The organism is Enterobacter cloacae (assembly GCF_011078175.1).
GTDB lineage: Bacteria > Pseudomonadota > Gammaproteobacteria > Enterobacterales > Enterobacteriaceae > Enterobacter > Enterobacter cloacae_Q.
In genome coordinates, this window is record NZ_JAALCJ010000005.1 from 76,395 (window position 1) to 100,573 (window position 24,179).

21 protein-coding genes and 1 tRNA gene are annotated in these 24,179 nt (G+C 56.3%); 11 read left to right on the forward strand and 11 right to left on the reverse strand.

Going from position 1 to position 24,179, the window contains the following annotated elements; translation table 11 throughout:
* Positions 1–20 precede the first annotated feature (20 nt).
* Genes G6Q29_RS12350 through yejF form a run of 4 tightly spaced genes read left to right on the forward strand, consistent with a single transcriptional unit; the run spans position 21 to position 5,549 of the window.
* A complete protein-coding gene (locus tag G6Q29_RS12350) occupies positions 21–1,826 on the forward strand; it encodes an extracellular solute-binding protein (RefSeq protein WP_165465823.1) in 1,806 nt (601 codons plus the stop codon).
* Positions 1,827–1,835: 9 nt separating this feature from the next.
* Positions 1,836–2,930: a microcin C ABC transporter permease YejB gene (locus G6Q29_RS12355; protein WP_165465824.1), complete on the forward strand. Its 1,095-nt coding sequence runs from the start codon at positions 1,836–1,838 to the stop codon at positions 2,928–2,930.
* 2 nt (positions 2,931–2,932) lie between these two features.
* Entirely contained in the window at positions 2,933–3,958 is a 1,026-nt protein-coding gene (locus tag G6Q29_RS12360) for an ABC transporter permease (protein WP_165466043.1), read from the forward strand.
* A 1-nt stretch (position 3,959) separates the two neighbouring features.
* Positions 3,960–5,549, forward strand: a complete 1,590-nt coding sequence (gene yejF, locus G6Q29_RS12365) for a microcin C ABC transporter ATP-binding protein YejF (RefSeq protein WP_165465825.1) — start codon at positions 3,960–3,962, stop codon at positions 5,547–5,549.
* Positions 5,550–5,552: 3 nt separating this feature from the next.
* Here yejF and G6Q29_RS12370 read toward each other — a convergent pair whose 3' ends face one another.
* From G6Q29_RS12370 to rsuA, 3 genes are all read right to left on the reverse strand, one after another.
* Positions 5,553–5,897 (reverse strand): YejG family protein, encoded by a 345-nt coding sequence (locus tag G6Q29_RS12370; RefSeq protein ID WP_003859372.1) that lies wholly within the window; start codon positions 5,895–5,897, stop codon positions 5,553–5,555.
* A 276-nt stretch (positions 5,898–6,173) separates the two neighbouring features.
* Complete coding sequence (locus tag G6Q29_RS12375; RefSeq protein WP_165465826.1) at positions 6,174–7,373, reverse strand: Bcr/CflA family multidrug efflux MFS transporter; 1,200 nt, start codon at positions 7,371–7,373, stop codon at positions 6,174–6,176.
* A 15-nt stretch (positions 7,374–7,388) separates the two neighbouring features.
* Entirely contained in the window at positions 7,389–8,096 is a 708-nt protein-coding gene (gene rsuA / locus G6Q29_RS12380) for a 16S rRNA pseudouridine(516) synthase RsuA (protein ID WP_165465827.1), read from the reverse strand.
* Positions 8,097–8,247: 151 nt separating this feature from the next.
* Between rsuA and G6Q29_RS12385 the strand changes: the two genes are divergently transcribed.
* A complete protein-coding gene (locus G6Q29_RS12385) occupies positions 8,248–10,008 on the forward strand; it encodes a DEAD/DEAH box helicase (protein ID WP_165465828.1) in 1,761 nt (586 codons plus the stop codon).
* Between the two features lie 125 nt (positions 10,009–10,133).
* The gene (rplY, locus tag G6Q29_RS12390) at positions 10,134–10,418 is read left to right on the forward strand and encodes a 50S ribosomal protein L25 (RefSeq protein ID WP_003859376.1); all 285 of its coding nucleotides are present in this window, start codon (positions 10,134–10,136) and stop codon (positions 10,416–10,418) included.
* A 51-nt stretch (positions 10,419–10,469) separates the two neighbouring features.
* On the opposite strand, the gene yejK is transcribed toward rplY, so the two are convergent.
* Positions 10,470–11,477, reverse strand: coding sequence for a nucleoid-associated protein YejK (yejK, locus tag G6Q29_RS12395; RefSeq protein ID WP_165465829.1), 1,008 nt, complete (start codon positions 11,475–11,477; stop codon positions 10,470–10,472).
* Between the two features lie 134 nt (positions 11,478–11,611).
* On the opposite strand from yejK, the gene G6Q29_RS12400 reads away from it, so the two are divergent.
* From G6Q29_RS12400 to G6Q29_RS12410, 3 genes are all read left to right on the forward strand, one after another.
* Positions 11,612–11,839 carry a YejL family protein gene (locus tag G6Q29_RS12400; protein ID WP_001135586.1) on the forward strand — a complete coding sequence of 76 codons (228 nt, stop codon included), beginning with the start codon at positions 11,612–11,614 and terminating at the stop codon, positions 11,837–11,839.
* A gap of 19 nt (positions 11,840–11,858) precedes the next feature.
* Positions 11,859–13,619 carry an LPS biosynthesis-modulating metalloenzyme YejM gene (gene yejM, locus G6Q29_RS12405; RefSeq protein WP_165465830.1) on the forward strand — a complete coding sequence of 587 codons (1,761 nt, stop codon included), beginning with the start codon at positions 11,859–11,861 and terminating at the stop codon, positions 13,617–13,619.
* 73 nt (positions 13,620–13,692) lie between these two features.
* Positions 13,693–13,769, forward strand: a tRNA-Pro gene (locus G6Q29_RS12410).
* Between the two features lie 66 nt (positions 13,770–13,835).
* Here the strand turns inward: G6Q29_RS12410 and G6Q29_RS12415 are convergent.
* Complete coding sequence (locus tag G6Q29_RS12415; protein WP_006811332.1) at positions 13,836–14,096, reverse strand: DUF2534 family protein; 261 nt, start codon at positions 14,094–14,096, stop codon at positions 13,836–13,838.
* Positions 14,097–14,298: 202 nt separating this feature from the next.
* Here G6Q29_RS12415 and eco point away from each other — a divergent pair, with 202 nt between their 5' ends.
* The gene (gene eco / locus G6Q29_RS12420; RefSeq protein ID WP_032609713.1) at positions 14,299–14,808 is read left to right on the forward strand and encodes a serine protease inhibitor ecotin; all 510 of its coding nucleotides are present in this window, start codon (positions 14,299–14,301) and stop codon (positions 14,806–14,808) included.
* A 136-nt stretch (positions 14,809–14,944) separates the two neighbouring features.
* Here the strand turns inward: eco and mqo are convergent, their stop codons facing one another.
* A complete protein-coding gene (mqo, locus tag G6Q29_RS12425; protein WP_165465831.1) occupies positions 14,945–16,588 on the reverse strand; it encodes a malate dehydrogenase (quinone) in 1,644 nt (547 codons plus the stop codon).
* A gap of 241 nt (positions 16,589–16,829) precedes the next feature.
* On the opposite strand from mqo, the gene G6Q29_RS12430 reads away from it, so the two are divergent.
* A complete protein-coding gene (locus tag G6Q29_RS12430) occupies positions 16,830–18,071 on the forward strand; it encodes a SulP family inorganic anion transporter (protein ID WP_165465832.1) in 1,242 nt (413 codons plus the stop codon).
* Here G6Q29_RS12430 and mgtE read toward each other — a convergent pair.
* The 5 genes from mgtE to apbE form a co-directional block, all read right to left on the reverse strand.
* Positions 18,034–19,470, reverse strand: coding sequence for a magnesium transporter (mgtE, locus tag G6Q29_RS12435; RefSeq protein WP_165465833.1), 1,437 nt, complete (start codon positions 19,468–19,470; stop codon positions 18,034–18,036). The two genes, G6Q29_RS12430 and mgtE, sit on opposite strands and share 38 nt — an antisense overlap.
* 138 nt (positions 19,471–19,608) lie before the next feature.
* Positions 19,609–21,252, reverse strand: a complete 1,644-nt coding sequence (locus tag G6Q29_RS12440; protein WP_165465834.1) for a multidrug ABC transporter permease/ATP-binding protein — start codon at positions 21,250–21,252, stop codon at positions 19,609–19,611.
* A 76-nt stretch (positions 21,253–21,328) separates the two neighbouring features.
* Positions 21,329–21,979, reverse strand: coding sequence for a DNA oxidative demethylase AlkB (gene alkB / locus G6Q29_RS12445; RefSeq protein ID WP_165465835.1), 651 nt, complete (start codon positions 21,977–21,979; stop codon positions 21,329–21,331).
* Entirely contained in the window at positions 21,979–23,037 is a 1,059-nt protein-coding gene (gene ada, locus G6Q29_RS12450; RefSeq protein ID WP_165466044.1) for a bifunctional DNA-binding transcriptional regulator/O6-methylguanine-DNA methyltransferase Ada, read from the reverse strand. Before ada ends, alkB begins: the two co-directional genes overlap by 1 nt.
* A gap of 72 nt (positions 23,038–23,109) precedes the next feature.
* Positions 23,110–24,165 carry an FAD:protein FMN transferase ApbE gene (gene apbE / locus G6Q29_RS12455; protein WP_165465836.1) on the reverse strand — a complete coding sequence of 352 codons (1,056 nt, stop codon included), beginning with the start codon at positions 24,163–24,165 and terminating at the stop codon, positions 23,110–23,112.
* Between the last annotated feature and the right edge of the window lie 14 nt (positions 24,166–24,179).

The window sequence follows — 24,179 nt, forward strand, 5'->3', positions numbered from 1 at the left end:
ACAAAGGGATCCGCCGCACTATGATTATGCGCGTTGTGTTGACGCTGTTGACGCTGGTGAGCCTGTCGAGCCAGGCGCAGACCATAAAAGAGAGCACGGCCTTTGCCGTCATTGGCGAGCCGAAATACGCGGTTAACTTTAACCACTACGATTACGTAAACCCCGCCGCCCCGAAAGGCGGAAACGTAACACTTTCCGCCACCGGAACATTTGATAACTTTAACCGCTTTGCCCTGCGCGGCGTGGCGGCAGCGCGGACCGAATCCCTCTATGACACGCTGTTCGTCACCTCCGACGACGAGCCCGGCAGTTATTATCCTCTGGTTGCCGAAAACGTGCGTTACGCCGATGATTTCAGCTGGGCAGACATCGCGATTAATCCGCGGGCGCGTTTTCACGACGGTACGCCGGTTAGCGCCCGCGACGTGGCGTTCACTTTTCAAAAATTTATGACCGAGGGCGTGCCGCAGTTTCGTCTGGTGTATAAGGGCACCACGGTAAAAGCCATCGCCCCGCTGACCGTGCGAATCGAACTCCCTGAGCCCAACAAAGAGAACATGCTGAGCCTGTTCTCCTTACCCGTCATGCCCGAATCCTTCTGGAAAAACCATAAGCTGAGCGATCCCCTCTCTACCCCGCCGCTGGCCGGAGGGCCTTATCGCATTACCGACTGGCGCATGGGCCAGTACGTGATCTATTCCCGCGTAAAAGATTACTGGGCCGCCGCACTGCCGGTAAACCGGGGCCGCTGGAACTTCGACGTAATCCGCTACGATTACTACCTCGATGACAACGTGGCCTTCGAGGCGTTTAAGGCAGGCGCGTTTGATTTACGTATCGAGAGCAGCGCCAAAAACTGGGCCACCCGATATATCGGAAAAAACTTCGCGAAAGGCTATATCGTTAAAGACGAACATAAAAACGAATCCGCGCAGGACACGCGCTGGCTGGCGTTTAATATTCAGCGCCCGGTATTTTCCGATCGTCGGGTGCGTGAAGCTATTACCCTTGCGTTTGATTTTGAATGGATGAACAAAGCGCTGTTTTACGGGGCTTATAGCCGGACAAACAGCTACTTCCAGAATACTGAATATGCCGCCCGTGATTATCCTCACGCAGATGAGCTGGTTTTGCTGGCCCCGCTGAAAGCGGAGGTGCCTCCGGAAGTCTTTACCCGGGTATTTGAACCGCCCAAATCCGACGGAAACGGGTTCGACCGGGAAAACCTGCTGAAAGCCAGCAAGCTGCTGGATGAGGCGGGCTGGGTGCTGAAAAATCAGCGACGTGTTAACGCGCAAACCGGTAAACCGCTGACCTTCGAACTGCTGATCGCCTCCGGCGCAAACGATCAGTGGGTGCTGCCGTTTCAGAAGCACCTTGCCCGGCTTGGCGTCACCATGAATATCCGCCAGGTCGATCTGGCCCAGTTGACCAACCGCAAGCGCAGCCGCGATTACGACATGATGCAGACCCTGTGGGCTGCGCAGCCCTGGCCGAGTTCAGACCTGCAAATCTCCTGGGCATCGGGGTATATCGACTCCTCCTACAACGCCCCGGGCGTAAAGAGCCCGGTGATTGATACGCTGATTGCAAAAATTGTTGCCGCTCAGGGCGATAAGAAAAAGCTTCTGCCGCTTGGTCGCGCGCTCGATCGGGTCTTAACCTGGAATTATTACATGCTGCCGATGTGGTATATGGGCGAAGATCGCCTGGCACGCTGGGATAAATTCTCACTCCCTGCCGTTCGCCCTGTTTACACGCTCGGCTTTGACACCTGGTGGTATGACGTGAATAAAGCCGCAAAACTGCCCGCAGAGCGGCGTTAAGGAGTGACGATGGGCGCTTATCTTATCCGCCGCCTGCTGTTAGTGATCCCAACGCTGTGGGCCATCATTACCATCAACTTTTTTATCGTCCAGATTGCCCCCGGCGGACCGGTGGACCAGGCGATTGCGGCAATAGAATTTGGTCACGCCGGCGGCATGCCGGGCGGCGGCGGTGAAGGAAAGGGAGCCAGCCATGCCCGGACGGGCGTAGGCAACATTAGCGAAAGCCATTACCGGGGCGGTCGGGGGCTGGATCCGGAGGTGATCGCCGAGATCACCCATCGCTATGGTTTTGACAAGCCGCTGCATGAGCGTTATTTCAGCATGCTCTGGGATTATGTTCGTTTCGATTTTGGCGACAGCCTCTTTCGCAGCGCCTCGGTGTTAACCCTGATCAAACAAAGCCTGCCGGTTTCTATCACGCTCGGGCTGTGGGGAACGCTGATTATTTATCTGGTCTCCATTCCGCTGGGGATCCGTAAAGCGGTCTATAACGGTAGCCGTTTCGATATCTGGAGCAGCACATTCATTATTATCGGCTACGCTATCCCGGCGTTTCTGTTTGCCGTGCTGCTGATTGTCTTTTTCGCCGGCGGCAGTTATTTCGACCTCTTCCCGCTACGTGGGCTGGTTTCGGCGGATTTCAGCACGCTGCCGTGGTATCAGAAAATCACCGACTACTTCTGGCACATTACGCTGCCGGTGCTGGCAACGGTCGTTGGCGGCTTTGCGGCGCTTACGATGCTGACCAAAAACGCCTTTCTTGATGAGATCCGCAAACAGTATGTCGTCACCGCGCGAGCCAAAGGCGTCGGTGAAAAGCAGATTATGTGGAAGCACGTGTTTCGTAACGCCATGCTGCTGGTGATTGCCGGTTTTCCTGCCACGTTCATCAGTATGTTTTTTACCGGCTCGCTGCTAATAGAAGTCATGTTCTCTCTCAACGGATTAGGGCTGCTGGGCTATGAGGCCACCGTCTCTCGTGATTATCCGGTGATGTTTGGCACACTCTACATTTTTACCCTGATAGGCCTGCTGCTGAATATCATCAGCGATATCAGCTATACGCTGGTCGATCCCCGTATCGATTTTGAGGGACGCTGATGATGTTGCGTTTAAGCCCCGTCAATCAGGCCCGCTGGGCGCGCTTTCGCCACAACCGTCGCGGCTACTGGTCGCTGTGGATCTTCGCCGTCCTGTTTGCCTTAAGTCTGTGTTCAGAACTGATTGCCAACGATAAACCCCTGCTGGTGCATTTCAAAGACCGCTGGTATGTGCCGGTGCTGACCACCTACAGCGAAAGCGATTTTGGCGGCCCGTTTGCAACGCCAGCCGAGTACCAGGATCCCTGGCTACGTGAGCAGATAGCGCAGCACGGCTGGGCTGTCTGGGCACCGATTCGTTTTGGCGCGAACAGTATTAACTTCGCCACCTCCACCCCCTTCCCTTCCCCACCATCCGCGCAAAACTGGCTGGGAACGGACGCCAACGGCGGCGATGTGCTGGCGCGCATTCTCTATGGCACCCGCATCTCGCTCCTCTTTGGGCTGATGCTGACGCTCTTTAGCAGCGTGATGGGCGTCGTGGCGGGTGCCGTGCAGGGCTATTACGGCGGTAAAATAGATTTATGGGGACAGCGCGTGATTGAAGTCTGGTCCGGCATGCCGACGCTGTTTTTGATTATCCTGCTGTCCAGCGTTGTACAGCCTGGCTTCTGGTGGCTGCTCGGTATCACCGTTCTGTTCGGCTGGATGGCGCTGGTCGGCGTCGTGCGGGCGGAGTTTCTGCGTACGCGGAATTACGACTATATTCGCGCCGCGCAAGCGTTAGGCGTGAGCGACCGCGCAATCATCTTCCGCCATATGCTTCCCAATGCGGTGGTGGCGACCCTTACCTTCCTGCCGTTTATTTTGTGCAGCTCCATCACTACCCTCACCTCGCTCGATTTTCTCGGCTTTGGGTTGCCGTTGGGTTCACCGTCCCTCGGCGAACTGCTGTTGCAGGGCAAAAATAACCTTCAGGCCCCCTGGCTGGGCATCGCCGCATTTCTTTCCGTGGCGGTGCTGCTTTCCCTGCTGATTTTTATTGGCGAAGCCGTGCGCGATGCCTTCGACCCCAATAAGGCGGTATGACATGACCGGGCCTCTTCTGAGTATTGAAAATCTGTCGATTGCGTTTTCAACGCAGGGAGAAGCACGTACGGTGGTGACGGATTTATCGTTACAGGTCCTGCGCGGCGAGACGCTGGCGCTGGTCGGGGAATCCGGCTCCGGTAAGAGCGTTTCGGCGCTTTCAGTGCTGCGCCTGCTCCCTTCCCCGCCAGTCAGCTATCCGCAGGGGGATATTCTGTTCCATGGCCAATCGCTGCTGCGCGCAGACGAGCAAACCCTGCGCGGCATTCGCGGCAATAAAATCGCCATGATTTTCCAGGAGCCGATGGTGTCGCTCAACCCACTGCATACCCTGGAAAAACAGCTCTATGAAGTGCTGTCCCTTCATCGGGGAATGCGTAAAGAGGCAGCGCGGGGTGAAATTCTCGACTGCCTTGAACGCACAGGTATTCGTAATGCCGCAAAACGGCTGAACGATTTCCCGCACCAGCTTTCCGGCGGCGAGCGTCAGCGCGTGATGATCGCGATGGCCCTGCTGACGCGCCCCGAGCTGCTGATTGCCGATGAACCGACTACCGCGCTGGACGTTACGGTACAGGCGCAAATTCTGCAACTGCTTCGCGAACTGCGCGACGAGCTGAACATGAGCCTGCTGTTCATTACGCACAACCTGAGCATCGTGAGAAAGCTCGCTGACACGGTGGCCGTGATGCAAAACGGCCGCTGTGTGGAACAAAACAGAGCATCCTCCCTGCTGAGCGCGCCTCAACACCCCTATACTCAGCGCCTGCTTGATAGCGAACCCTCTGGCAACCCGGTTCCGCTCAATGCTGACAGCGCGCCGTTGCTGAGGGTTGAGGGGCTGTCGGTATCATTCCCGATCCGCAAAGGCATTTTGCGTCGCGTGGTCGATCACAATCATGTTCTGAAAGACATGAGCTTCTCTCTGCGTCCGGGCGAGTCGCTTGGGCTTGTGGGCGAATCCGGCTCGGGCAAAAGCACCACCGGCCTTGCGCTGCTGCGCCTGATCGGCTCGCAGGGCGTCATTGTTTTTGACGGCATGCCCCTGCAAAACCTGAATCGCCGGATGATGCTTTCCGTGCGTCCGCGGATGCAGGTGGTTTTTCAGGATCCGAACTCTTCGCTTAACCCGCGGCTGAGCGTATTGCAGATTATCGAAGAGGGCTTGCGCGTCCACCAGCCGACCATAACGGCGCAACAGCGTGAAACCGAGGTGAAGCGGGTGATGGCGGAAGTGGGTTTAGATCCTGAAACCCGACACCGGTATCCGGCTGAGTTTTCCGGCGGACAGCGCCAGCGTATCGCGATTGCCCGCGCGCTGATCCTGAAACCAGAGCTGATCGTGCTGGACGAACCTACGTCCTCGCTGGACCGCACCGTGCAGGCGCAAATTCTGGCACTGCTGAAGGGGTTACAGGAAAAGCATCGGCTGGCCTATATCTTTATCAGCCACGATTTACAGGTAGTGCGTGCGCTTTGCCATCAGGTGGTGATATTGCGGCAGGGAGAGGTCGTTGAGCAGGGAGAGTGCCAGCGCGTATTCACCGCGCCGACGCAGGATTACACGCGCCAGCTATTATCCGCTGACTAGCACTCAGAAAGGGTATTGACCGGAGAATGGCTCGGCAATGGCCACGCCAAAGTTTTTCAGACGACAGGTGGCGGCAAACTCATCCTGGCTGTTAACAAACAGGCACGGCTCTCCTTCGCATTCCAGCACGGAGCTGTCCACTTCGATGTCCGTCAACGCCTGGCTGAGACGTTCCATGACCGGCCACGCGTTTTCATCGCTCGGGCTCAGCAGCTTAAGCGCCACCAGACAATTATCCTCCCCGGCAACGCTTTGCGGAATCGGTTCAACTTTCGAACCTGCAAAGCCCGTCGACCAGCGATAGCTCTGGGGCAAGCGATGGACAATGGAGAGTTGTAATGTATTCACGTTCAGATCCCCGGAAGCAAATTTACTTCACAATTTATTTACATTTATAGTAACACATCATTGCCAACCTGCACTGTTTAGCGGATTTTATAGGCGTTGCAGGCTCGCGTCGGCGCTATATGTACCCGTTTCTGCGATCTAACTCAACCTTTTTAAATACAATGATGTGACTTTTTACATAAATAGATTTTACATAAAAGAAACAAACACAGGGTAAACGAACGGAGGGTTGGTTGATATGGGTCAACAAAAAGGCCCGTATCGGGCCTTAAGTGTTCATTTATGCGCCGTCCTTCGCGGCCGGCTGGCGTAAAGATAAAAAAGAATGGAGCAGGTCGCGCAGAGGGCAATCGCCCACAGCATCGGCCAGGCGGTATTAAACGTCGCCATTGAGAGCAGCGCCCCGACTATCGCGCCAATCCCGAAACGGAACGTTCCTGCCAGCGACGAGGCGGTACCCGCCATATGCGGGAATTCGTCGAGGATCACCGCCATCGCATTGGACGAGACCATCGACACGCAGCCGACAAACGCCGCCACGCCCACCACCAGCGCCCAGAAACCGACCCCCAGCAACGCGCTTAATACCAGCCAGATAGCCATCACGAACTGGATCCACAGCCCTGCACGGAACATGTTCAGCGCCCCGACCCGCCGGACAAAGCGGCTGTTGATAATGGTCATGACAAACAGGAACACAATATTCAGCGCGAAGTAGTAACCAAAGTGCTGGGGTGACACATGGTTCAGTTCAATGTACACAAACGGTCCCGCACTCAGAAACGAGAACATTCCGGCAAAGCTGAAGCCGCTGGCCAGCATATAGCTCAGCACACGTTTATGGCGAAACAGCGAGGCAAAGTTGCCAAGCGTGGTGCGAACGTGAAACTTCTGACGTCGCTCAACGGGCAGCGTTTCATCAATAAAGACGAAGATCATCACCGATGCCAGCAGGGCGGCAATCGCCAGGATCCAGAAAATCGCATGCCAGCTGAACCACACCAGGACCGCCCCGCCCACCATGGGGGCGACCAGCGGCGCAATTGTCGTGACCAGCATGACGAACGACATCATGCGTGAGAACTCTTCCTTCGGGTAGACGTCGCGCATCAGCGCGTTAATCACCACGCTTGCCGCAGCCGCCGCCAGGCCATGGAAGAAACGCATCACAATCAGCTGATCGATACTCTGCGCCAGCGCGCAGGCCACCGCCGCCGCGGAAAATATCAATGTGCCGCCCAGAATGACCGGTTTACGCCCCAGGCTGTCGGCCATGGGGCCATAAAAGAGCTGACCGAGCGCGAAGCCAAGAATGTAGGTGCTGAGCGTCATCTGTGCGCTGCCTGCCGGTACGCCAAACTGCGCGGAAATCACCGGCAGCGCGGGCAGGTACATATCGATAGACAGCGGCATCAGCATGGCCAGCAGGCCAAGGATGAATACAATTTTAAACGACGAGTGTGGCCTGGTGGTCACAGGGTTCTCCTGAATTTAGCGTGAAGGCAGCCCGACGCTGGCAATCTCTTCTTCCGTCAGCGGGCGATATTCCCCGGGCGCCAGGTCTGGATCGAGTTCAATCGCGCCGATACGTTCACGATGCAGCCCGACAACGTGGTTACCTACGGCGGCAAACATCCGTTTCACCTGATGGTAGCGGCCTTCACTGATGGTCAGACGGACGTCCGTGGGGGTGAGGATGTCCAGCACCGCCGGTTTTGTCAGATCTTTCTCATTATGCAGCTGAACGCCTTTCGCGAATTGCTCTGCCGTGTCGTCCGAGACCGGAGACTCAAGCGTCACCCGATAGGTTTTCTCACAGTGATGGCGCGGGGAAGTGATGCGGTGCGACCACTGGCCGTCATCGGTCATCAGCACCAGGCCGGTGGTATCAATATCCAGCCGCCCTGCCGCATGCAGCTTGTGCGCCACAGGTTCATCGAGGAAGTAGAGCACCGTCGGGTGATCCGGATCGTCCGTTGAACAGACGTAACCTTCCGGTTTGTTGAGCATGAAGTAGCGCGGGCCATTCTGCTGGGTAAGCGGGTTGCCGTCATACTCCACCTGGTGGTCGGGCTGGAGTTTAAAAGCGCTGTCTTTCACAATGTCGCCGTCCACGGTTACGCGGCTGGCGCGAATTTCACGCCCGGCAATAGCGCGGCTTACGCCGAGTTGCTGAGCGATAAACTTATCAAGTCGCATGAAATCTTTTTAGCCTTAATGGTGCTGGAAGTCGGACTACGCGTCCGAAAAAGAAGCAGTCAGAAACAGTTCAGTATAATGGTCTGGTTGCGCCACTCAAGGGAAAAAGTTTCGTGGCATACTATATGCGAGTTAACGGAATAGAGAAGCCATGACGTTCACATTACGCCCCTATCAGCAGGAAGCCGTTGATGCCACCCTCGCCTGGTTTCGCAAGCATCGGGAACCGGCGGCGATAGTCCTCCCGACTGGCGCCGGCAAAAGCCTGGTCATTGCCGAGCTGGCCCGTCTGGCGCGCGGGCGCGTGCTGGTACTTGCACACGTCAAAGAGCTGGTCGCGCAGAACCACGCCAAGTATTGCGCGCTGGGGCTGGAGGCCGATATTTTCGCCGCCGGGCTAAAGCGTAAAGAGAGCCACGGTAAAGTGGTCTTTGGCAGCGTACAGTCGGTTGCGCGCAATCTGGAACTGTTTCGCAGCGAGTTTTCCCTGCTAATTGTCGATGAGTGTCACCGCATCAGCGACGACGACGACAGCCAGTATCAGCAAATCCTTACTCACCTGAAAGAAGTGAATCCTCACCTCCGCCTGCTTGGCCTCACCGCCACACCGTTTCGTCTGGGCAAGGGCTGGATTTATCGGTTTCATTATCACGGCATGGTGCGTGGCGATGAAAAGGCCCTGTTCAGCGACTGCATCTATGAGCTTCCGCTGCGCTACATGATCAAGCACGGCTACCTGACTCCGCCCGAGCGGCTGGATATGCCGGTCGTGCAGTACGATTTCAGCCGCTTGCAGGCGCAGAGCAACGGGTTATTCAGCGAAGCGGATCTCAACCATGAGCTGAAAAAACAAAAGCGGATCACGCCGCATATCATCAGCCAGATTGAAGAGTTCGCGCAAACGCGCAAAGGGGTGATGATTTTTGCTGCCACCGTCGAACACGCGCGCGAAATCACCGGGCTGCTGCCCGCCGCCGACGTGGCGTTAATCACCGGTGCAACCCCCGGGCCGGAGCGCGACAGCCTGATTGAGGCCTTCAAAGCTCAGCAGTTCCGATACCTGGTGAATGTCTCGGTATTAACCACCGGGTTTGACGCCCCGCACGTCGACCTGATTGCAATTCTTCGCCCAACGGAATCCGTCAGCCTGTATCAGCAGATTGTCGGGCGCGGCTTGCGCCTGGCACCGGGTAAAACTGACTGTCTGATCCTTGATTATGCTGGTAATCCGCACGATCTTTATTCGCCGGAAGTGGGCACGCCAAAAGGCAAGAGCGACAACGTGCCCGTCCAGGTTTTTTGTCCTGCCTGCGGATTTGCCAACACCTTCTGGGGGAAAACCACCCCCGACGGCACGCTTATTGAGCACTTTGGCCGCCGTTGTCAGGGTTGGTTTGAAGACGATGAAGGCCATCGCGAACAGTGTGACTTTCGCTTCCGCTTCAAAAACTGCCCACAGTGCAACGCCGAGAACGACATTGCCGCCCGCCGCTGCCGGGCGTGCGACACGGTTCTGGTCGATCCGGACGACATGCTGAAAGCGGCGCTGAAGCTGAAGGATGCGCTGGTGCTGCGCTGTTCTGGCATGACGTTACAGCCCGGCGCGGATGAAAAAGGGGAATGGCTAAAAATTACCTATTACGACGAGGATGGCGCAGACGTCAGCGAGCGGTTCCGGGTCCAGACGCCCGCCCAGCGCACCGCGTTTGAGCAGCTCTTTATCCGCCCGCATACCCGCACGCCTGGCGTGCCGCTGCGCTGGATAACCGTTGCCGATATCGTGCGCCAGCAGGCATTGCTGCGCCATCCTGATTTTGTTGTCGCCCGCAAAAAAGGCCAGTTCTGGCAGGTGCGTGAGAAGGTCTTTGACTATGAAGGGCGCTTTCGCCGGGCAAACGAATTGCGCGGTTAACAGGACTTTTCATTGATGCGCGAGCCATTTGAGTATAAAATGCCGCCCGCTTCACATCCGTGAGGCAGAACACTCACCTGCTGCTGGGTCGCCTGTAGTAGGGTTTTAAATACAGAGAGAAATCAATGTTCACTATCGAAGCAGAAGTACGTAACGTGCAGGGTAAGGGTGCGAGCCGCCGCCTGCGTACCGCAAACAAGTTCCCGGCTATCGTTTACGGTGGCGAAGCTGCTCCAGTTGCTATTGAACTGGATCACGACAAAGTATGGAACATGCAGACCAAAGCTGAATTCTACAGCGAAGTTCTGACCATCGTTGTTGGCGGTAAAGAAGAAAAAGTGAAAGTTCAGGCTGTTCAGCGTCACGCGTTCAAGCCAAAACTGACTCACATCGACTTCGTTCGCGCGTAATCGCAAACCTGTCGAGAAAAACCCCGCTTATGCGGGGTTTTTTTATGGCGGTTATTTACCGCCTGAAGTGCGACGCTGGAGCTGATCGCGCAGATTCGGCGGCGTGCCTTTAATGGTCAGCGTGTCGGTTGCCGGATCCCAGAAGATACGTTCCCCGAGCAGCATGGCATCAAAGTTTATGGTTAACCCACCGCCGCTACCGGCAAATTTCGTCAACTGACGCAGCGTACTGCGATCCGCCGGGAAGCTCTCTTCCAGCTCATAGCCTTTTTCCGCAGTAAATTCCTGGAAGCTGAGTTCGCTCACGCCTGCCAGCTCTTTGGACAGCGACTCCAGCTCAATCTCTTCCCCGGCCTGTAACTGCTCGTTGCAGTAACTGTAAACCTGCTGACGCACGGTCTGACGCTCAGATTTATCAAGCTGCGCCTCAGCCGTAAAGTCATCCACCGCCTGGAGGAGACCTTTGTTCTGCGCTTTGGCGTTCAGCCCTTCGCTGGCGCCGAGGAAATCCATAAAGAAATCCGCCACTTTGCGGCCCACGCGGCCTTTGAGGAAGGTCAAATAGCGGGTCGATTCCGGGTTGGTTTCCCATTCGGTTAAATCGATACGTGCCACAATATCCGCATGGTTGATATCCAGATAGTGGGTAGAGCTGATGTCCAGCTGCTCGTTCACGCGCATGCTGCTTAAGTTATTCAGCACGGTGACCAGCAGATACTCTACCGCCAGATAGCGGTAGTGGCAGAACAGGACGATACCGCCATCGGCGAAGGGATATTTCGCCAGTTCGTCACGCAAACGGCCCGTAGCAGCGCGGCTGAATGCCAGGAAATCCTCTTCGCCCTGACGTTGCAGACGCAGGCTATCCGCCAGTTCGCTCTCTTCGCTGAACAAGCCATAGGCTTTATTTTTCGCGCTGTAGACGCGATGCAGCTCCGCCATCATCTCGACAACGGTAGGCGTTGGTTCCAGTAACGAATCGCGCAGCACCACTTCAAGGGTTTGCTCATCACGCTTGATAAGCTGGTGCAAGGCAATCTGGTTGATTTCCAGACTCATGATAAACTCTCCTTTTAGACCGGGCGGTATTCAACCACCACCAACGCATGTGTGCAACAGAAGATAAAAAAGGGGAAAAAAAGCTGTTGCTACGGTAATATGTCGCCCTTCTCTCAACAAACTGATTTTGATTTATGCCACAACATTCCCGCTACAGTGACGAACACGTTGAACAACTGCTCAGTGAGCTGGTCAACGTACTGGAAAAACATAAAACGCCAACCGATCTCTCCCTGATGGTTTTGGGAAATATGGTTACCAACCTGATCAATACCAGCGTTGCTCCGGCTCAGCGTCAGGCGATCGCCAAATCTTTCGCCCAGGCTTTGCAGTCCTCCGTTAGCGACGACCAGGCACACTAAGGGAAACGAACAACAGTTTATGGTGACGAATCGTCAGCGCTACCGTGAAAAAGTCTCCCAGATGGTCAGCTGGGGGCACTGGTTTGCCCTGTTCAACATTTTGTTGGCGATGGTGCTCGGCTGCCGTTATCTGTTTGTGGCGGACTGGCCAACCACGTTAACCGGGCGCATCTACTCGTGGATGAGCCTTGTTGGTCACTTTAGCTTTCTGGTCTTCGCCACCTATCTGCTGATCCTGTTCCCACTGACGTTTATCGTCATGTCGCAGCGGCTAATGCGCTTCCTGTCCGCTATCCTTGCGACGGCGGGCATGACGCTGTTGCTTATCGACAGCGAAGTCTTTACCCGTTTCCACCTGCACCTGAATCCTATTGTCTGGGAGCTGGTGATTAACCCGGATCAAAACGAGACCGCGCGCGACTGGCAGCTGATGTTTATCAGCGTACCGATCATCCTGCTGACCGAAATGTTGTTCGCCACGTGGAGCTGGCAAAAGCTCCGCAGCCTGACCCGACGCCGCCATTACGCGAAGCCCGTCGCGGCGCTCTTTTTCGCCTCTTTTATCGGTTCGCACCTGATGTATATCTGGGCAGATGCGAACTTCTATCGCCCGATTACCATGCAGCGCGCGAACCTGCCGCTCTCCTATCCAATGACGGCGCGTCGTTTCCTTGAGAAACATGGCCTGCTGGATGCGCAGGAGTATCAGCGTCGTCTGGTCGAACAGGGTAATCCGGAAGCGGTCAGCGTGCAGTATCCCCTGAGCGATCTGAAATATCGCGACATGGGTCGCGGTCAGAACGTGCTGCTGATTACCGTCGATGGCCTGAACTATTCCCGCTATGAGAAGCAGATGCCTGCGCTGGCGGAATTCGCTGAAAAAAATATCGTATTCACTCAGCATATGAGTTCCGGTAATTCGACCGACGCAGGTATTTTCGGCCTGTTCTACGGCATTTCACCAGGCTATATGGACGGTGTGCTGTCGGCCCGTATTCCGGCGGCATTGATTACCGGGCTTAATCAGCAGGGCTACCAGCTGGGGCTGTTTGCCTCTGATGGTTTCAACAGCTCGCTGTACCGCCAGGCGCTGCTGTCTGATTTCTCACTGCCAGCCGCGCAGAGCCAGTCTGACGATCGGACCGCTGACCAGTGGATAGACTGGCTGAAGCGCTATGCGCAGGAAGATAACCGCTGGTTCTCCTGGGTTGCGTTTAACGGCACAACGCTTGATGACAGCAGTCAGAAAGGCTTCGCGCGCCGCTATAGCCGTGCGGCGGGTGATGTCGATGCGCAGATCGACCGCGTGCTGACCGCCCTGCGCGACGCAGGCAAGCTGGAGAATACGGTCGTCATTATCACGGCAGGGCACGGCGTGCCGCTGGGAGATGAGACAAAGCGTATGGACTGGTCGCGTCCGAACCTGCATGTTCCTCTGGTAATCCACTGGCCGGGGACGCCCGCCCAGCGCATCAATATGCTGACCGACCATAAAGACGTCATGACCACGTTAATGCAACGGCTGCTGCACGTCAGCACACCGGCAAATGAATACTCACAGGGACAGGACCTCTTTAGCGCCACGCGGCGTCATAACTGGGTCACGGCTGCCGGCGGAAACACGCTGGTGGTGACCACACCGACGTTGTCCCTGGTGCTGAACAGCAACGGCAATTACCAGACGTATAACCTCGAAGGCGAGAAGCTGAAAGACCAGAAACCGCAGCTCAGCTTGCTGTTGCAGGTGCTGACAGACGAGAAACGCTTTATCGCTAACTGATTATTTATGAATCAGTTAGCGTTGCTTGCCCCTTGCATTCAAAATGGAATCGAGTAGTATTCCTTTTATGCGTCGGCACGTAGCGCAGCCTGGTAGCGCACCGTCATGGGGTGTCGGGGGTCGGAGGTTCAAATCCTCTCGTGCCGACCAAAACGACACAAAAAAACCAGCCGCTTATGGCTGGTTTTTTATTGCCTGTACCCGCATGCAGAAGGGTCAGTGCTTTTCACGCCCACCGAGAAAGAATATCCCCAGCGGAATCGCCAGCAGGACGGTGAACACCAGGCTGTAAACAAAGATCATCGCCGATTGCAGGACAAACATGCTGGTTGTCCACGCAGAGAGCGGGATGTTGTACTGCTCAATCACGCCGACAATGGTTGCTCGCCCCACGCATGCGGCAGCAATCATAAACACAACCAGTAACGCCAGCAGGAACTTGCGGCCTTCAGGTGTCTTCAGTTTTTCCCGTACCATCTCTCCTCCCTTTACAGATGAATAACAATAATTAACGCGTAAAATAACACGATCGCCGCACTGACTCCACCACAGCATTAAACACCAATAAAAGAACACAAAAGCAGTGCATTACTCCGTTTAAAATGAAAATATGAGTAAATTACGCCAACCATTCACGCACATTATGTTAGTCTTTCCAGGATCGTTTTAACAAAAAGGAATGACAGTGAAAAACGCACCTAAATTTGCCATTGCCCTCATCGCCGCTGCGTGCGCCAGCAGCAGTGCTTTTGCCAGCGAAACCCAAAAGGAGCAGCCGCTGGAAAAAGTTGCTCCGTATCCGCAAGCGGACAAAGGGATGAAGCGCCAGGTTATTCAGCTCCCGGCTCAGCAGGATGAAGCGAATTTCAAAGTTGAGCTGTTAATTGGCCAGACGCTGGAAGTGGACTGCAACCAGCATCGTCTGGGCGGTCAGCTGGAGAGCAAAACGCTGGAAGGTTGGGGCTATGACTACTATGTCTTCGACAAAGTCACCTCGCCAGTCTCCACCATGATGGCATGCCCGGACGGCAAGAAAGAGAAGAAATTTATCACCGCGTATCTGGGTGATAACAGTCTGCTGCGTTATAACAGCAAGCTGCCGATCGTCGTATATACGCCGGAAAACGTGGATGTGAAATATCGCGTATGGAAGGCGGATGAGACGGTAGGACAAGCGGTAGTTCGTTAAAAATAAGCCGGGTGACGGCTTCGTCTTACCCGACCTGGAAAGGGTGTGTTCTGGTGCCCTCACCCCAGCCCTCTCCCGGAGGGAGAGGGGGAAAACACTAAAAACGGTAACGTATGTTACCGTTTTGCGTTTTACCTTACAGCGCGATATCCGCTACCGGCTTGTTTTCCGCCTGAGGCTTCAGCTCCGGCGCAGCATCCGCAGCCTGCGGTTTGACGTATTGCAGTTGCAGAACGCGGCTGGTGTATTCCAGCTCTTGTTCCGTGGCCTCAACGTTACCGTTCAGCTTCGTACCGTAGGATGGAATAATGGCTTTCAGCTTCGCCTGCCATTCCGGGCTGGATACTTTGTCCTTAAACACTTTTTCCATCAGGTGCAGCATGATTGGCGCAGCGGTAGACGCACCCGGAGATGCCCCCAGCAGCGCGGCAATAGTGCCATCCTTATCGCTTACCACTTCGGTACCCAGACGCAGCACGCCGCCCTCTTTTGGATCGCGTTTGATAATCTGCACGCGCTGACCCGCCTGCCACAGACGCCAATCCTCTTTCTTCGCCTGCGGATAGTACTCTTTCAGCGCCTCGAAGCGTTCTTCATCAGAGAGCATCACCTGGCTAATCAGGTATTTTACCAGATCGAAGTTATCCAGCCCCACGTCCATCATTGGTTTGACGTTCGACGTCGTGGTCGCGCTCAGCAGATCCCACAGAGAACCGTTTTTCAGGAACTTGGTGGAGAATGTGGCGAACGGCCCAAACAGCACTACGCGCTTACCGTCCAGCATGCGGGTGTCGATATGCGGAACGGACATCGGTGGTGCACCCACAGAGGCCTGACCGTACACTTTAGCCAGATGACGGTTAACCACTTCCGGGTTTTCCGACACCAGGAACTGGCCGCCAACCGGGAAGCCCGCGTAGTCGTCCGCTTCCGGAATGCCGGACTCCTGCAACAGTTTCAGCGCCGCGCCGCCCGCACCGATAAACACGAACTTCGCCTTAATCACATGCTCGGCTTCGTTGTTTTTCAGATCGGCAACGGTCACGCTCCAGCTGTTATCCGCGTTGCGCTTGAAACCACGCACTTCGGAGCTGAGTTGCAGGTTAAAGTTCTCTTTTTTCTTTAGAGAGGACACCAGCTGACGGGTGATTTCACCGTAGTTAACGTCAGTACCAATTTCAGTACGGGTCGCCGCCACTTTCTGGTTCGGATCGCGACCTTCCATGACCAGCGGTGCCCACTCTTTGATTTGAGCGTGATCTTCAGAGTATTTCATTCCGCGGAACAGCGTGCTCTGTTGCAGGGCAGCGTAACGCGCGCGCAGGAAATTGACGTTTTGATCGCCCCACACAAAGCTCATGTGCGGTACGGTGTTGATGAAGGAGTGCGGATTGTGCAACACACCGCTGTTCACCTGGTGAGACCAGAATTGACGTGAGATCTGGAACGCTTCGTTGATCTCTACCGCCTTCTCGATACTAATGGAACCGTCCTTTTTCTGAGGCGTATAGTTCAGTTCCATGAGTGCCGAGTGCCCCGTCCCGGCGTTATTCCAGCCGTTAGAGCTTTCCTGTGCCACGCCATCAAGGCGCTCGACCATGGTCATGGACCAGTTCGGCTCTAATTCCTGAAGATACGTTCCCAGCGTGGCGCTCATGATGCCGCCACCAATTAAAAGGACATCCGTTTCCTGCTCTTTTGGTGCGTCAGCTTTCGCCGCCAGCGAGACGGCATTCAGCCCCACGGCCAGAGAAAAGAGCACGGCAGTCATTTTTTTCATCATTTATGCCTTAGTTGAATAGTGCTTGATGCGTGGAAATTACAGGTGAAACACGCTGCGGGGGCACGGTAACAATTTTTAAATATTGTTTAAAGGTTAAGAAATTATTGTAATTGTGAAATTTAATGATGGATTGTTTGTAGGGTTTTGGGATACAGGCTGGCAACCGGCGATTTTCCGGGCTATGATGCTGCACTTTGTGATCGCGCGCACGGAAGCTTGCCCCTACTAGCGAATTGTTATGTCATTACCCCACTCGTCTGTACCCCTTGAAGGCCATGTCTCCACCGTTTTACGTTCGCCTCAACGTCTTATACGCGAAACGCTGGCCGGCGTGATTACCGCGCTGGCGCTGATCCCGGAAGTCATTTCTTTCTCCGTGGTCGCGGGCGTAGATCCAAAAGTGAGTCTTATCGCCTCGGTGGTGCTCTGTTTTGCCCTTTCCCTGCTCGGCGGTCGTCCGGCGATGGTAACGGCGGCGGCAGGTTCCGTCGCGCTGGTTATCGGCCCGATGGTTCATCAGCACGGCGTGCAGTACATTCTGCCCGCGGTGGTGATGGCCGGCGTGATTCAGATCCTGTTCGGCGCGCTGGGTATGGCACGGCTGATGCGTTTTATCCCTCAGTCGGTGATGACCGGGTTTGTTAACGCTCTCGGCATTTTGATTTTCTTTGCCCAGGTGCCCCATTTCTGGAGCCGAAGCCCGCTGATTGTGGGCCTGTTTGTACTGACGCTGCTGATTGTGCTGTGGGTGCCACGCTATATCAAAAGCGTGCCCTCCCCGCTGATTGCCATTGTGCTGCTGACGCTGTTCACCGTCACCAGCGGGCAAATCCTGCCGACGGTAGGGGATGAAGGCTCCATGAGCGGCGGTTTGCCTGGATTTACGCAGCTGCTGGTGCCGCTCAATCTCGAAACCCTGAGTATCATCTGGCCGTGCGCACTGAGTATCGCGTTTGTTGGCCTGCTGGAATCGTTGTTGACGGCAAAGCTGGTAGACGAACTGACCGTTACCCCCTCCAGTAAGCGTCGCGAGAGCATCGGGCTGGGCGTGGGGAATATCATGGCCGGGTTCTATGGGGGCATTGCGGGCTGCGCGATGATTGGACAGACCATCGTTAACGTGGAGATGGGGAAAGGCAGAAGCCGTATCTCCACCCTCGTGGCGGGCATTGTGCTGCTGGTGCTGGTCACGGCACTCAGCGAGGTGATGGCCAAAATCCCGATGGCGGTACTGGCGGGTATTATGGCAATTGTGGCCATCAAAACCTTTAGCTGGCATAGCGTTCAGCCCGAAACGCTGAAAAACGCGCCGGTGGCTGAAACCGTCGTGATGCTGGTGACGGTGGTGGCAACGGTTTCAACCGGTAACCTGGCGATAGGCGTGCTGGGCGGGATCGTGATGATGTTTATTCTCCCTGCCCGTCTTAAGCAAAAGGCGCTGGCTACAGCAGAAAAATCGTCGCCAGCCCAAGAAAAATAAAGAAGCCACCGGTATCGGTAATGGCGGTGATCATTACGCTCGACCCCACTGCGGGGTCGCGCCCCAACCGGGTCATCGTCAATGGGATAATCACGCCCATCATCGCCGCCACCAGCAGGTTCAGCACCATCGCCAGCATCATGACCCCGCCCAGTGCCATATCGTCGTACAACCACCAGGTGACGCCGCCCATGATGCCGCCCCAGACGAGGCCGTTAATCAGCGCGACGCCCATCTCCCTGAAAATCAGCCACGAAAAATTACCCGGCTGAATGTTTTCCAGCGCCAGGGCGCGAACGATCATGGTGATAGTCTGGTTACCGGTGTTCCCGCCGATCCCCGCGACAATAGGCATCAGCGACGCCAGGGCCACCAGCTGGGAAATGGTATGTTCGAAGCCGTCGATGACGCGGGACGCCACGAACGCGGTGCAGAGATTGATGGCGAGCCACGCCCAGCGCGTTTTGACCGCTTTGCCAACGGAAGCGTGAACGTCATCTTCGGCACTGATCCCCCCCAGGGCACGCAGGTCGTTATCGGTCTCTTCATAGACCACGTCAACAATCTCATCGATGGTCAGACGCCCCATCAGCTTGCCCACCGAATCCACCACCGCCGCGCTCACCAGATCATCACGTTCGAAGGTACGTGCCGCTTTTTCGGCATCGTCTTCCGGCGAGAAGACCATCGGTTCGGTTTCCATAACCTCACTCACCCGCTGCTGGGTGCTGTTCAGCAGGATCGTTTTCAGCTCCAGCTCCCCGAGCAGGGTTTTATCCCGCGAGGTGACGAACAGTTTGTCGGTGTTGTCCGGCATACTGCCCAGACGACGAAGATAGCGCTGCACCGTACCCAGAGTGACGTCCGGTCGGACGGTGATGACGCCAAATTCCATGATCGCGCCGACGCTATTCTTCTCGTAGTGCATCACCTGACGCACGCGTGCCCGCTCTTCGGCAGGCAGGGAAGCCAGCAGGCGTCCGGTCAGGTTGCGCGGAAGATGCTGAACGAGGTAAATCTGCTCATCGATATCCAGCGTTTGCAGGGCGTCGAGGATATCCCGATCGCTCATCTCATCGATAAGGTCATCCCAGACGTTTTCCGAGGCTTCAAGCAATACCTGACCGCGCTCGTGATCCTGCACCAGCCGCCACAGTGCGTGGCGCTCCTCCGAAGGCAGTGCCTCCAGAGTATCCGCCAGATCCGGAGGCGGTAGATGTGCAACCAGCGCACCTACCTCAGCAATATCGTCGGCCAGCGTGCCGACATCATATTGCTCAGCCAGGGTCAGCTTACCCAATAACGTTGACGTAACCGCTTTATCCGTCGTCAGGAGCCAGATAAGCCGCGCGCGCTCCTGGTCACGCTGCCTGGCGCTGTTTTTCTTTAATACCGACATCAATCATAAATCCATTAAATGAGTTGGCGTTAAGCATAGCGCGGGGATATGTAAATAAGAATAAACGGCGGGTCGGGATGGAGAAAAAAACGGCATATCTGAAAATTGCTGTGCCGGGCGCCCCCGGCACAATTGCAATCAGGCCGTACGCGCCACCGCGTCCCGTGACGCTGCATCGCGCTCATCGCCGGTCAGCTCGCTCAGCTTGCCGTCACGCATCTCCAGCAGACGATCGGCGTGAATGAAGTAGTGATCGTCATGGCTGATGGCAAAAATGGTTTTTCCCATCGCCTGCATCAGCGGCAGCAGTACCTGATAAAACTCACGGCGGAAGTGCGGGTCCTGATCGGCGGCCCATTCATCCAGCAGGATGATGTCACGCTCCTCGGCCAGCGCCAGCAGCAGCGCCACGCGTTTCTTCTGCCCTTTCGACAGTTTAAGATTCAGGATTTTGCCATCCTGTAGCTCAAGCTTGTGCGACATTTGCAGGTGCACAAGCCACTTCTGCACCAGTGCCGGATCCGCCTGCTGCCCTTCCGGCCCCAGCAGCCGGTCAAACAGCCAGACGTCGGTAAATACCGCCGAGAAGAGCTTGCGGTAATCTTCCGGTTTCTCCGCGCTCAGCGCCTTGCCGTCCAGCAGGATTTCGCCAGACTGCGGCTGGTAGAGGCCCGTCAGCAGCATCGCCAGCGTGGATTTGCCGCTGCCGTTGCCGCCGATCAGGAACAGCAGTTCGCCGCGGTGAATGGTCAGGTTTATCGGCCCTACGGAGAAGGCGTTATCCTGATAGCGGAAGGTAACGTTACGCAGCTCCAGCGTTTGCCAGTTCGGGAAGGCCTGCGGGCGCGGGAACTCCGCCTTAAACGGCGCAAGGTCAAATTTCTTCAGCTTGTTGAAGGCCACCTGAGCGCTCAGCAGCGTCGGCAGTGCGCCAACGGCCGACAGCAGCGGCGTGCGTAAAAACAGCAGCGTCAGGGAGTAGGTTGCCGCCACGTTGGTATCCGCCCATCCCAGGCTGTTGGCCATCCAGAACACCAGGCCAATGGCGCCCAGCATCATAATGTTGGACCAGTTCACGGCGCTCAGGTGGAACGTATCGGCGCGGATAATGTGATGACGATATTCGTGCGCATCCGGGATATAGAGATGGTTGAAGATATGCTCGGCGCGCTCGCGGTTCAGCGTCAGCTCTTTGCGCCCTTCCAGCACCGTCTGATAATCGTTATAGAGCTTGTCTTCCGTTTCGCGCAGCACCGCCATGTGCTTATAGACGCGTGATACCAGCAGGAACCCGCCCCAGATGGTAATAACAATCCACAGCGCCGTTACCGCCAGCATTTTGCTGGAGAGCCAGGCGAGATAGGCTGCCGAGCCAAAGGTCAGGATGATCCCCTGCACCAGCTCCGGCAGGCGCACAAAGGCGATGGTAATGGCGCGCACATCGCTGGTCAGCCCCGCCAGCAGAGAGGCACTTCCCAGCTGCTCGATGCGTTCCACCTGCGTATCAAGAATACGTTTGATGAACTCACTGCGCAGACGGAAAACGAAATGGTGGCCGAGTGCGGTCAGCGCCAGCTGTGACCCGAGCGTGACCGCCATCAGCAGCAGCAGTAAACCCAAAAACTCCGGCAGGACGGAAAGTGACGTGTCGACCATTTCGATCAAACGCACGTTAATGAAGGCAATCAGACCGATTCCCAGCGCCGCGCTGGCGAGGCTTAACGCCATCACCGCGATAAAAGGCCAGCGATACTGCCGCCAGACAAGAAGAAGTAGTTGCATGCAGAGCAATCCGGACAAGAAAAATCAGCCAGCAGTGTAAACTGCCTTTCACACACATCAAGAATAATTCTTATTTTTATTCTCTGTACGCTGCCTGTCGGAACGTGAGGTTGTAGCGAAACGCGCCCGCCACCGGGTGATCGCCAGGTTTAAGCGGCTGAATACCGTGGTAAAAGAGCCGTGATTCACCGCCCCAGACCACCACATCACCATGCTCCAGCATCAGCCGTTTGAGCGGGTCGTTGCGCCGCAGGCCGCCAAACTGAAAGACAGCGGGCAACCCAAGGGATACCGAGACAATCGGCGCACGCAGATCCGGCTCGTCCTTATCCTGATGCAGGGAAAGCTTTGCCCCAACGGCATAGCGGTTAATAAGACAGGCATCGGGTCGAAAATCAGGATAGCCGGCCGCCACGGCGGCATCATGACACAGCGCCTGAAACGCCTCAGGCATTGGCGGCCACGGCCGATCCGTCAGCGGATCGTTCGGGGCATAAACATAGCCCCGCTCATTTGTGGCCCATCCCAGTTCGCCGCAGTTGGTCATCGCCACGGACATGGTATACCCGCCCGGCGTCACCATATGGCGAAACGGCGAACGGGCGGTGACGGCATCAATACCGTCGAAAAGCGCCGCCGCGCGGGAAAGCGCGAAGCGTCTGAGGATCGTCGCCCCCGGCGCGAGCGGCTCCTGCCAGGGTTCAGCATCTGCAAAGAGATCGAGCATTATCCCTCCGGGTTATTCGCCTCACGTTTCAACAATAGCACCTTGCGCGCGGTACCCCATCGATAACCCGACAGCCCGCCGTCGTTTCGCACCACGCGATGACAGGGGATGATTATCGCAAGCTTATTGGCTCCGCAGGCTCCCGCCACGGCACGTACGGCATTGGGTTTACCAATGGCCTTCGCCACCTGCTGATAGCTCGCCGTTTCACCGCAGGGAATAGCCCGCAGCGCCTGCCAGACCTGCTGCTGGAAGGCGGTACCACGGATATCCAGCGGCAGCATCAGCGGCGTCGCACGGCTGTCGACGGAGGCAATCACCTGACGAACACGCCCGGCAAATGCGCCTTCTATCGGTTCACAGACGGCAAGCGGAAACAGTGACATCAGCTCAGCCATCAGCGTGGTGTCATCATCTCCCAGCAGGATCGCGCAGATCCCGCGCTCGCTCTCCGCCACCAGACAGCGGCCCAGTGAGCAGTCGCTGATAGCATAGCGGACCGCAGCCTCTCCGTTGCGGTACTGTTTCGCCGTCATGCCCAGCGCGCCGTCGGCTTTACGGTAGTAGCTGCTGCCGTCCGGGAAGCCAGCGGCCAGCACGGCATCGGTGATTTTACCGCCCTGTGCAAGCAGGCTGCGCAGGCGTTGTTCGCGCGCGGCCTGCTGCCAGGCTTTCGGCGTCATGCCGGTGACGGATTTAAACAGACGGTGAAAATGGAACGGACTCATGGCAACCTGCTGCGCCAGTGCCTCAAGGGTCAGCGCGGCATCCTGTTCAAGCAGTCGGCAGGCCAGCGCAATGTTGGCCTTTTTCTGCGCCATAGGGTCGCCCTGGTCCGGCATACAGCGCTTACAGGGGCGGAAGCCCGCCTGCGCGGCATGGTGAGCATCAGGATAAAAGCAGACATTTTTACGCAGCGCATGGCGGGCGCGGCAGGACGGACGACAAAAAATGCCGGTCGTCTGCACGGCAAAAACAAACTGGTTATCCGCACGCGGATCGCGGGCCAGAACAGCCTGCCAGCGATCCTCATCGGTAAGATAGGTTGTGTTTTTCATCATCGGCTCCTCTTACAAGCATACGCTCAGCTTGCCTGAACGCCACCGAACAAAAACCCGCAACCTTGCTTTTTAATTTTTTTCGCTCACCAGAAAGCTGTTGAACTGCGGCGAACTCCAGGTTTTAAACCCGTCAGCCTCTTTGGTGATCATATAGACGGCAAGCCCTTCCTGACGCACCACCTCTTTAGCTTTCTCCGTGCCGAGCACCATTAACCCGGTATCCCATGCGTCCGCTTCCAGCGCGGTTGGCGCTATCACCGTCACGGACACCAGGTTGTGGGTAATCGGGCGTCCGGTTTGCGGATCAATCACGTGCGAGATACGTTTGCCGTCCAGCTCGTAATAGTTACGGTAGCTTCCGGAGGTGCTGATCCCGTGCCCGTTGATGTCGACAATCGCCTGCACCGCGTTCTGCTGATCGGTTGGTTTTTGGATAGCCACTCGCCACGGCCTGCCGCTGGCGTTCATGCCCCGGCTGACGAGCGCGCCCCCGACGGAAACCAGATAACGGGGAATGCCTTCCTGCGCCATCAGGGCCGCGAGATGATCCGCAGCATACCCCTCGCCTACCGTGGAGAGATCGACAAACAGGTCGGGAATATCTTTTTGCAGGTATTGCTGACCGTACTGGGAGATCACCGCCAGATGCTGTAACCCTGTACGCGCGCGGGCGTCGTCGATGGCGGCTTGATCGGGTGTGGTCAGCGGCTGTTTGTTGGGGCCAAATCCCCACAGGTTCACCAGCGGCCCCACGGTCACATCCATTGCGCCGTTGGTTTTGTAGCCCACGCGCATGGATTCCGTGACGATATCGGCCATCGCTTCGCTCACCGGCCACAGCGAGGTGCTGCTGGAGCGATTGAAACGCATCAGCGCTGAATCATTTTTATAGGTTGAGAGTAGCTGATCGTCGGCATCCAGCTGCGCCTGAATTTTACCGCGTAGTTCTTCAGCGCGGGCTTGATCAATATCCATCACGCTGACGCGCCAGAAGGTCCCCATGGTTTTCCCTTCCAGCACCGTCGCGGCTGGCGCCTCGATTTTTGCGGGCTGTGTGGAAGAGTCACACGCGGTCAGGAGTAAAAAAGTCGCCAGAACGCTGGCGCGTAAAAAAGTCATATCCATTGGTTATTATCCTC

Coding starts and splice junctions, on each gene's coding strand:
- G6Q29_RS12385 (WP_165465828.1), top strand. CDS start 8,248: ATGACGTTCACATTACGCCCCTATCAGCAGGAAGCCGTTGATGCCACC.
- alkB (WP_165465835.1), bottom strand. CDS start 21,979: ATGCTCGATCTCTTTGCAGATGCTGAACCCTGGCAGGAGCCGCTCGCG.
- apbE (WP_165465836.1), bottom strand. CDS start 24,165: ATGGATATGACTTTTTTACGCGCCAGCGTTCTGGCGACTTTTTTACTC.
- yejF (WP_165465825.1), top strand. CDS start 3,960: ATGACCGGGCCTCTTCTGAGTATTGAAAATCTGTCGATTGCGTTTTCA.
- G6Q29_RS12360 (WP_165466043.1), top strand. CDS start 2,933: ATGTTGCGTTTAAGCCCCGTCAATCAGGCCCGCTGGGCGCGCTTTCGC.
- G6Q29_RS12400 (WP_001135586.1), top strand. CDS start 11,612: ATGCCACAACATTCCCGCTACAGTGACGAACACGTTGAACAACTGCTC.
- mgtE (WP_165465833.1), bottom strand. CDS start 19,470: ATGTCGGTATTAAAGAAAAACAGCGCCAGGCAGCGTGACCAGGAGCGC.
- yejK (WP_165465829.1), bottom strand. CDS start 11,477: ATGAGTCTGGAAATCAACCAGATTGCCTTGCACCAGCTTATCAAGCGT.
- mqo (WP_165465831.1), bottom strand. CDS start 16,588: ATGAAAAAAATGACTGCCGTGCTCTTTTCTCTGGCCGTGGGGCTGAAT.
- rplY (WP_003859376.1), top strand. CDS start 10,134: ATGTTCACTATCGAAGCAGAAGTACGTAACGTGCAGGGTAAGGGTGCG.
- rsuA (WP_165465827.1), bottom strand. CDS start 8,096: ATGCGACTTGATAAGTTTATCGCTCAGCAACTCGGCGTAAGCCGCGCT.
- ada (WP_165466044.1), bottom strand. CDS start 23,037: ATGAAAAACACAACCTATCTTACCGATGAGGATCGCTGGCAGGCTGTT.
- G6Q29_RS12430 (WP_165465832.1), top strand. CDS start 16,830: ATGTCATTACCCCACTCGTCTGTACCCCTTGAAGGCCATGTCTCCACC.
- yejM (WP_165465830.1), top strand. CDS start 11,859: ATGGTGACGAATCGTCAGCGCTACCGTGAAAAAGTCTCCCAGATGGTC.
- G6Q29_RS12440 (WP_165465834.1), bottom strand. CDS start 21,252: ATGCAACTACTTCTTCTTGTCTGGCGGCAGTATCGCTGGCCTTTTATC.
- G6Q29_RS12355 (WP_165465824.1), top strand. CDS start 1,836: ATGGGCGCTTATCTTATCCGCCGCCTGCTGTTAGTGATCCCAACGCTG.
- G6Q29_RS12350 (WP_165465823.1), top strand. CDS start 21: ATGATTATGCGCGTTGTGTTGACGCTGTTGACGCTGGTGAGCCTGTCG.
- G6Q29_RS12415 (WP_006811332.1), bottom strand. CDS start 14,096: ATGGTACGGGAAAAACTGAAGACACCTGAAGGCCGCAAGTTCCTGCTG.
- eco (WP_032609713.1), top strand. CDS start 14,299: ATGACAGTGAAAAACGCACCTAAATTTGCCATTGCCCTCATCGCCGCT.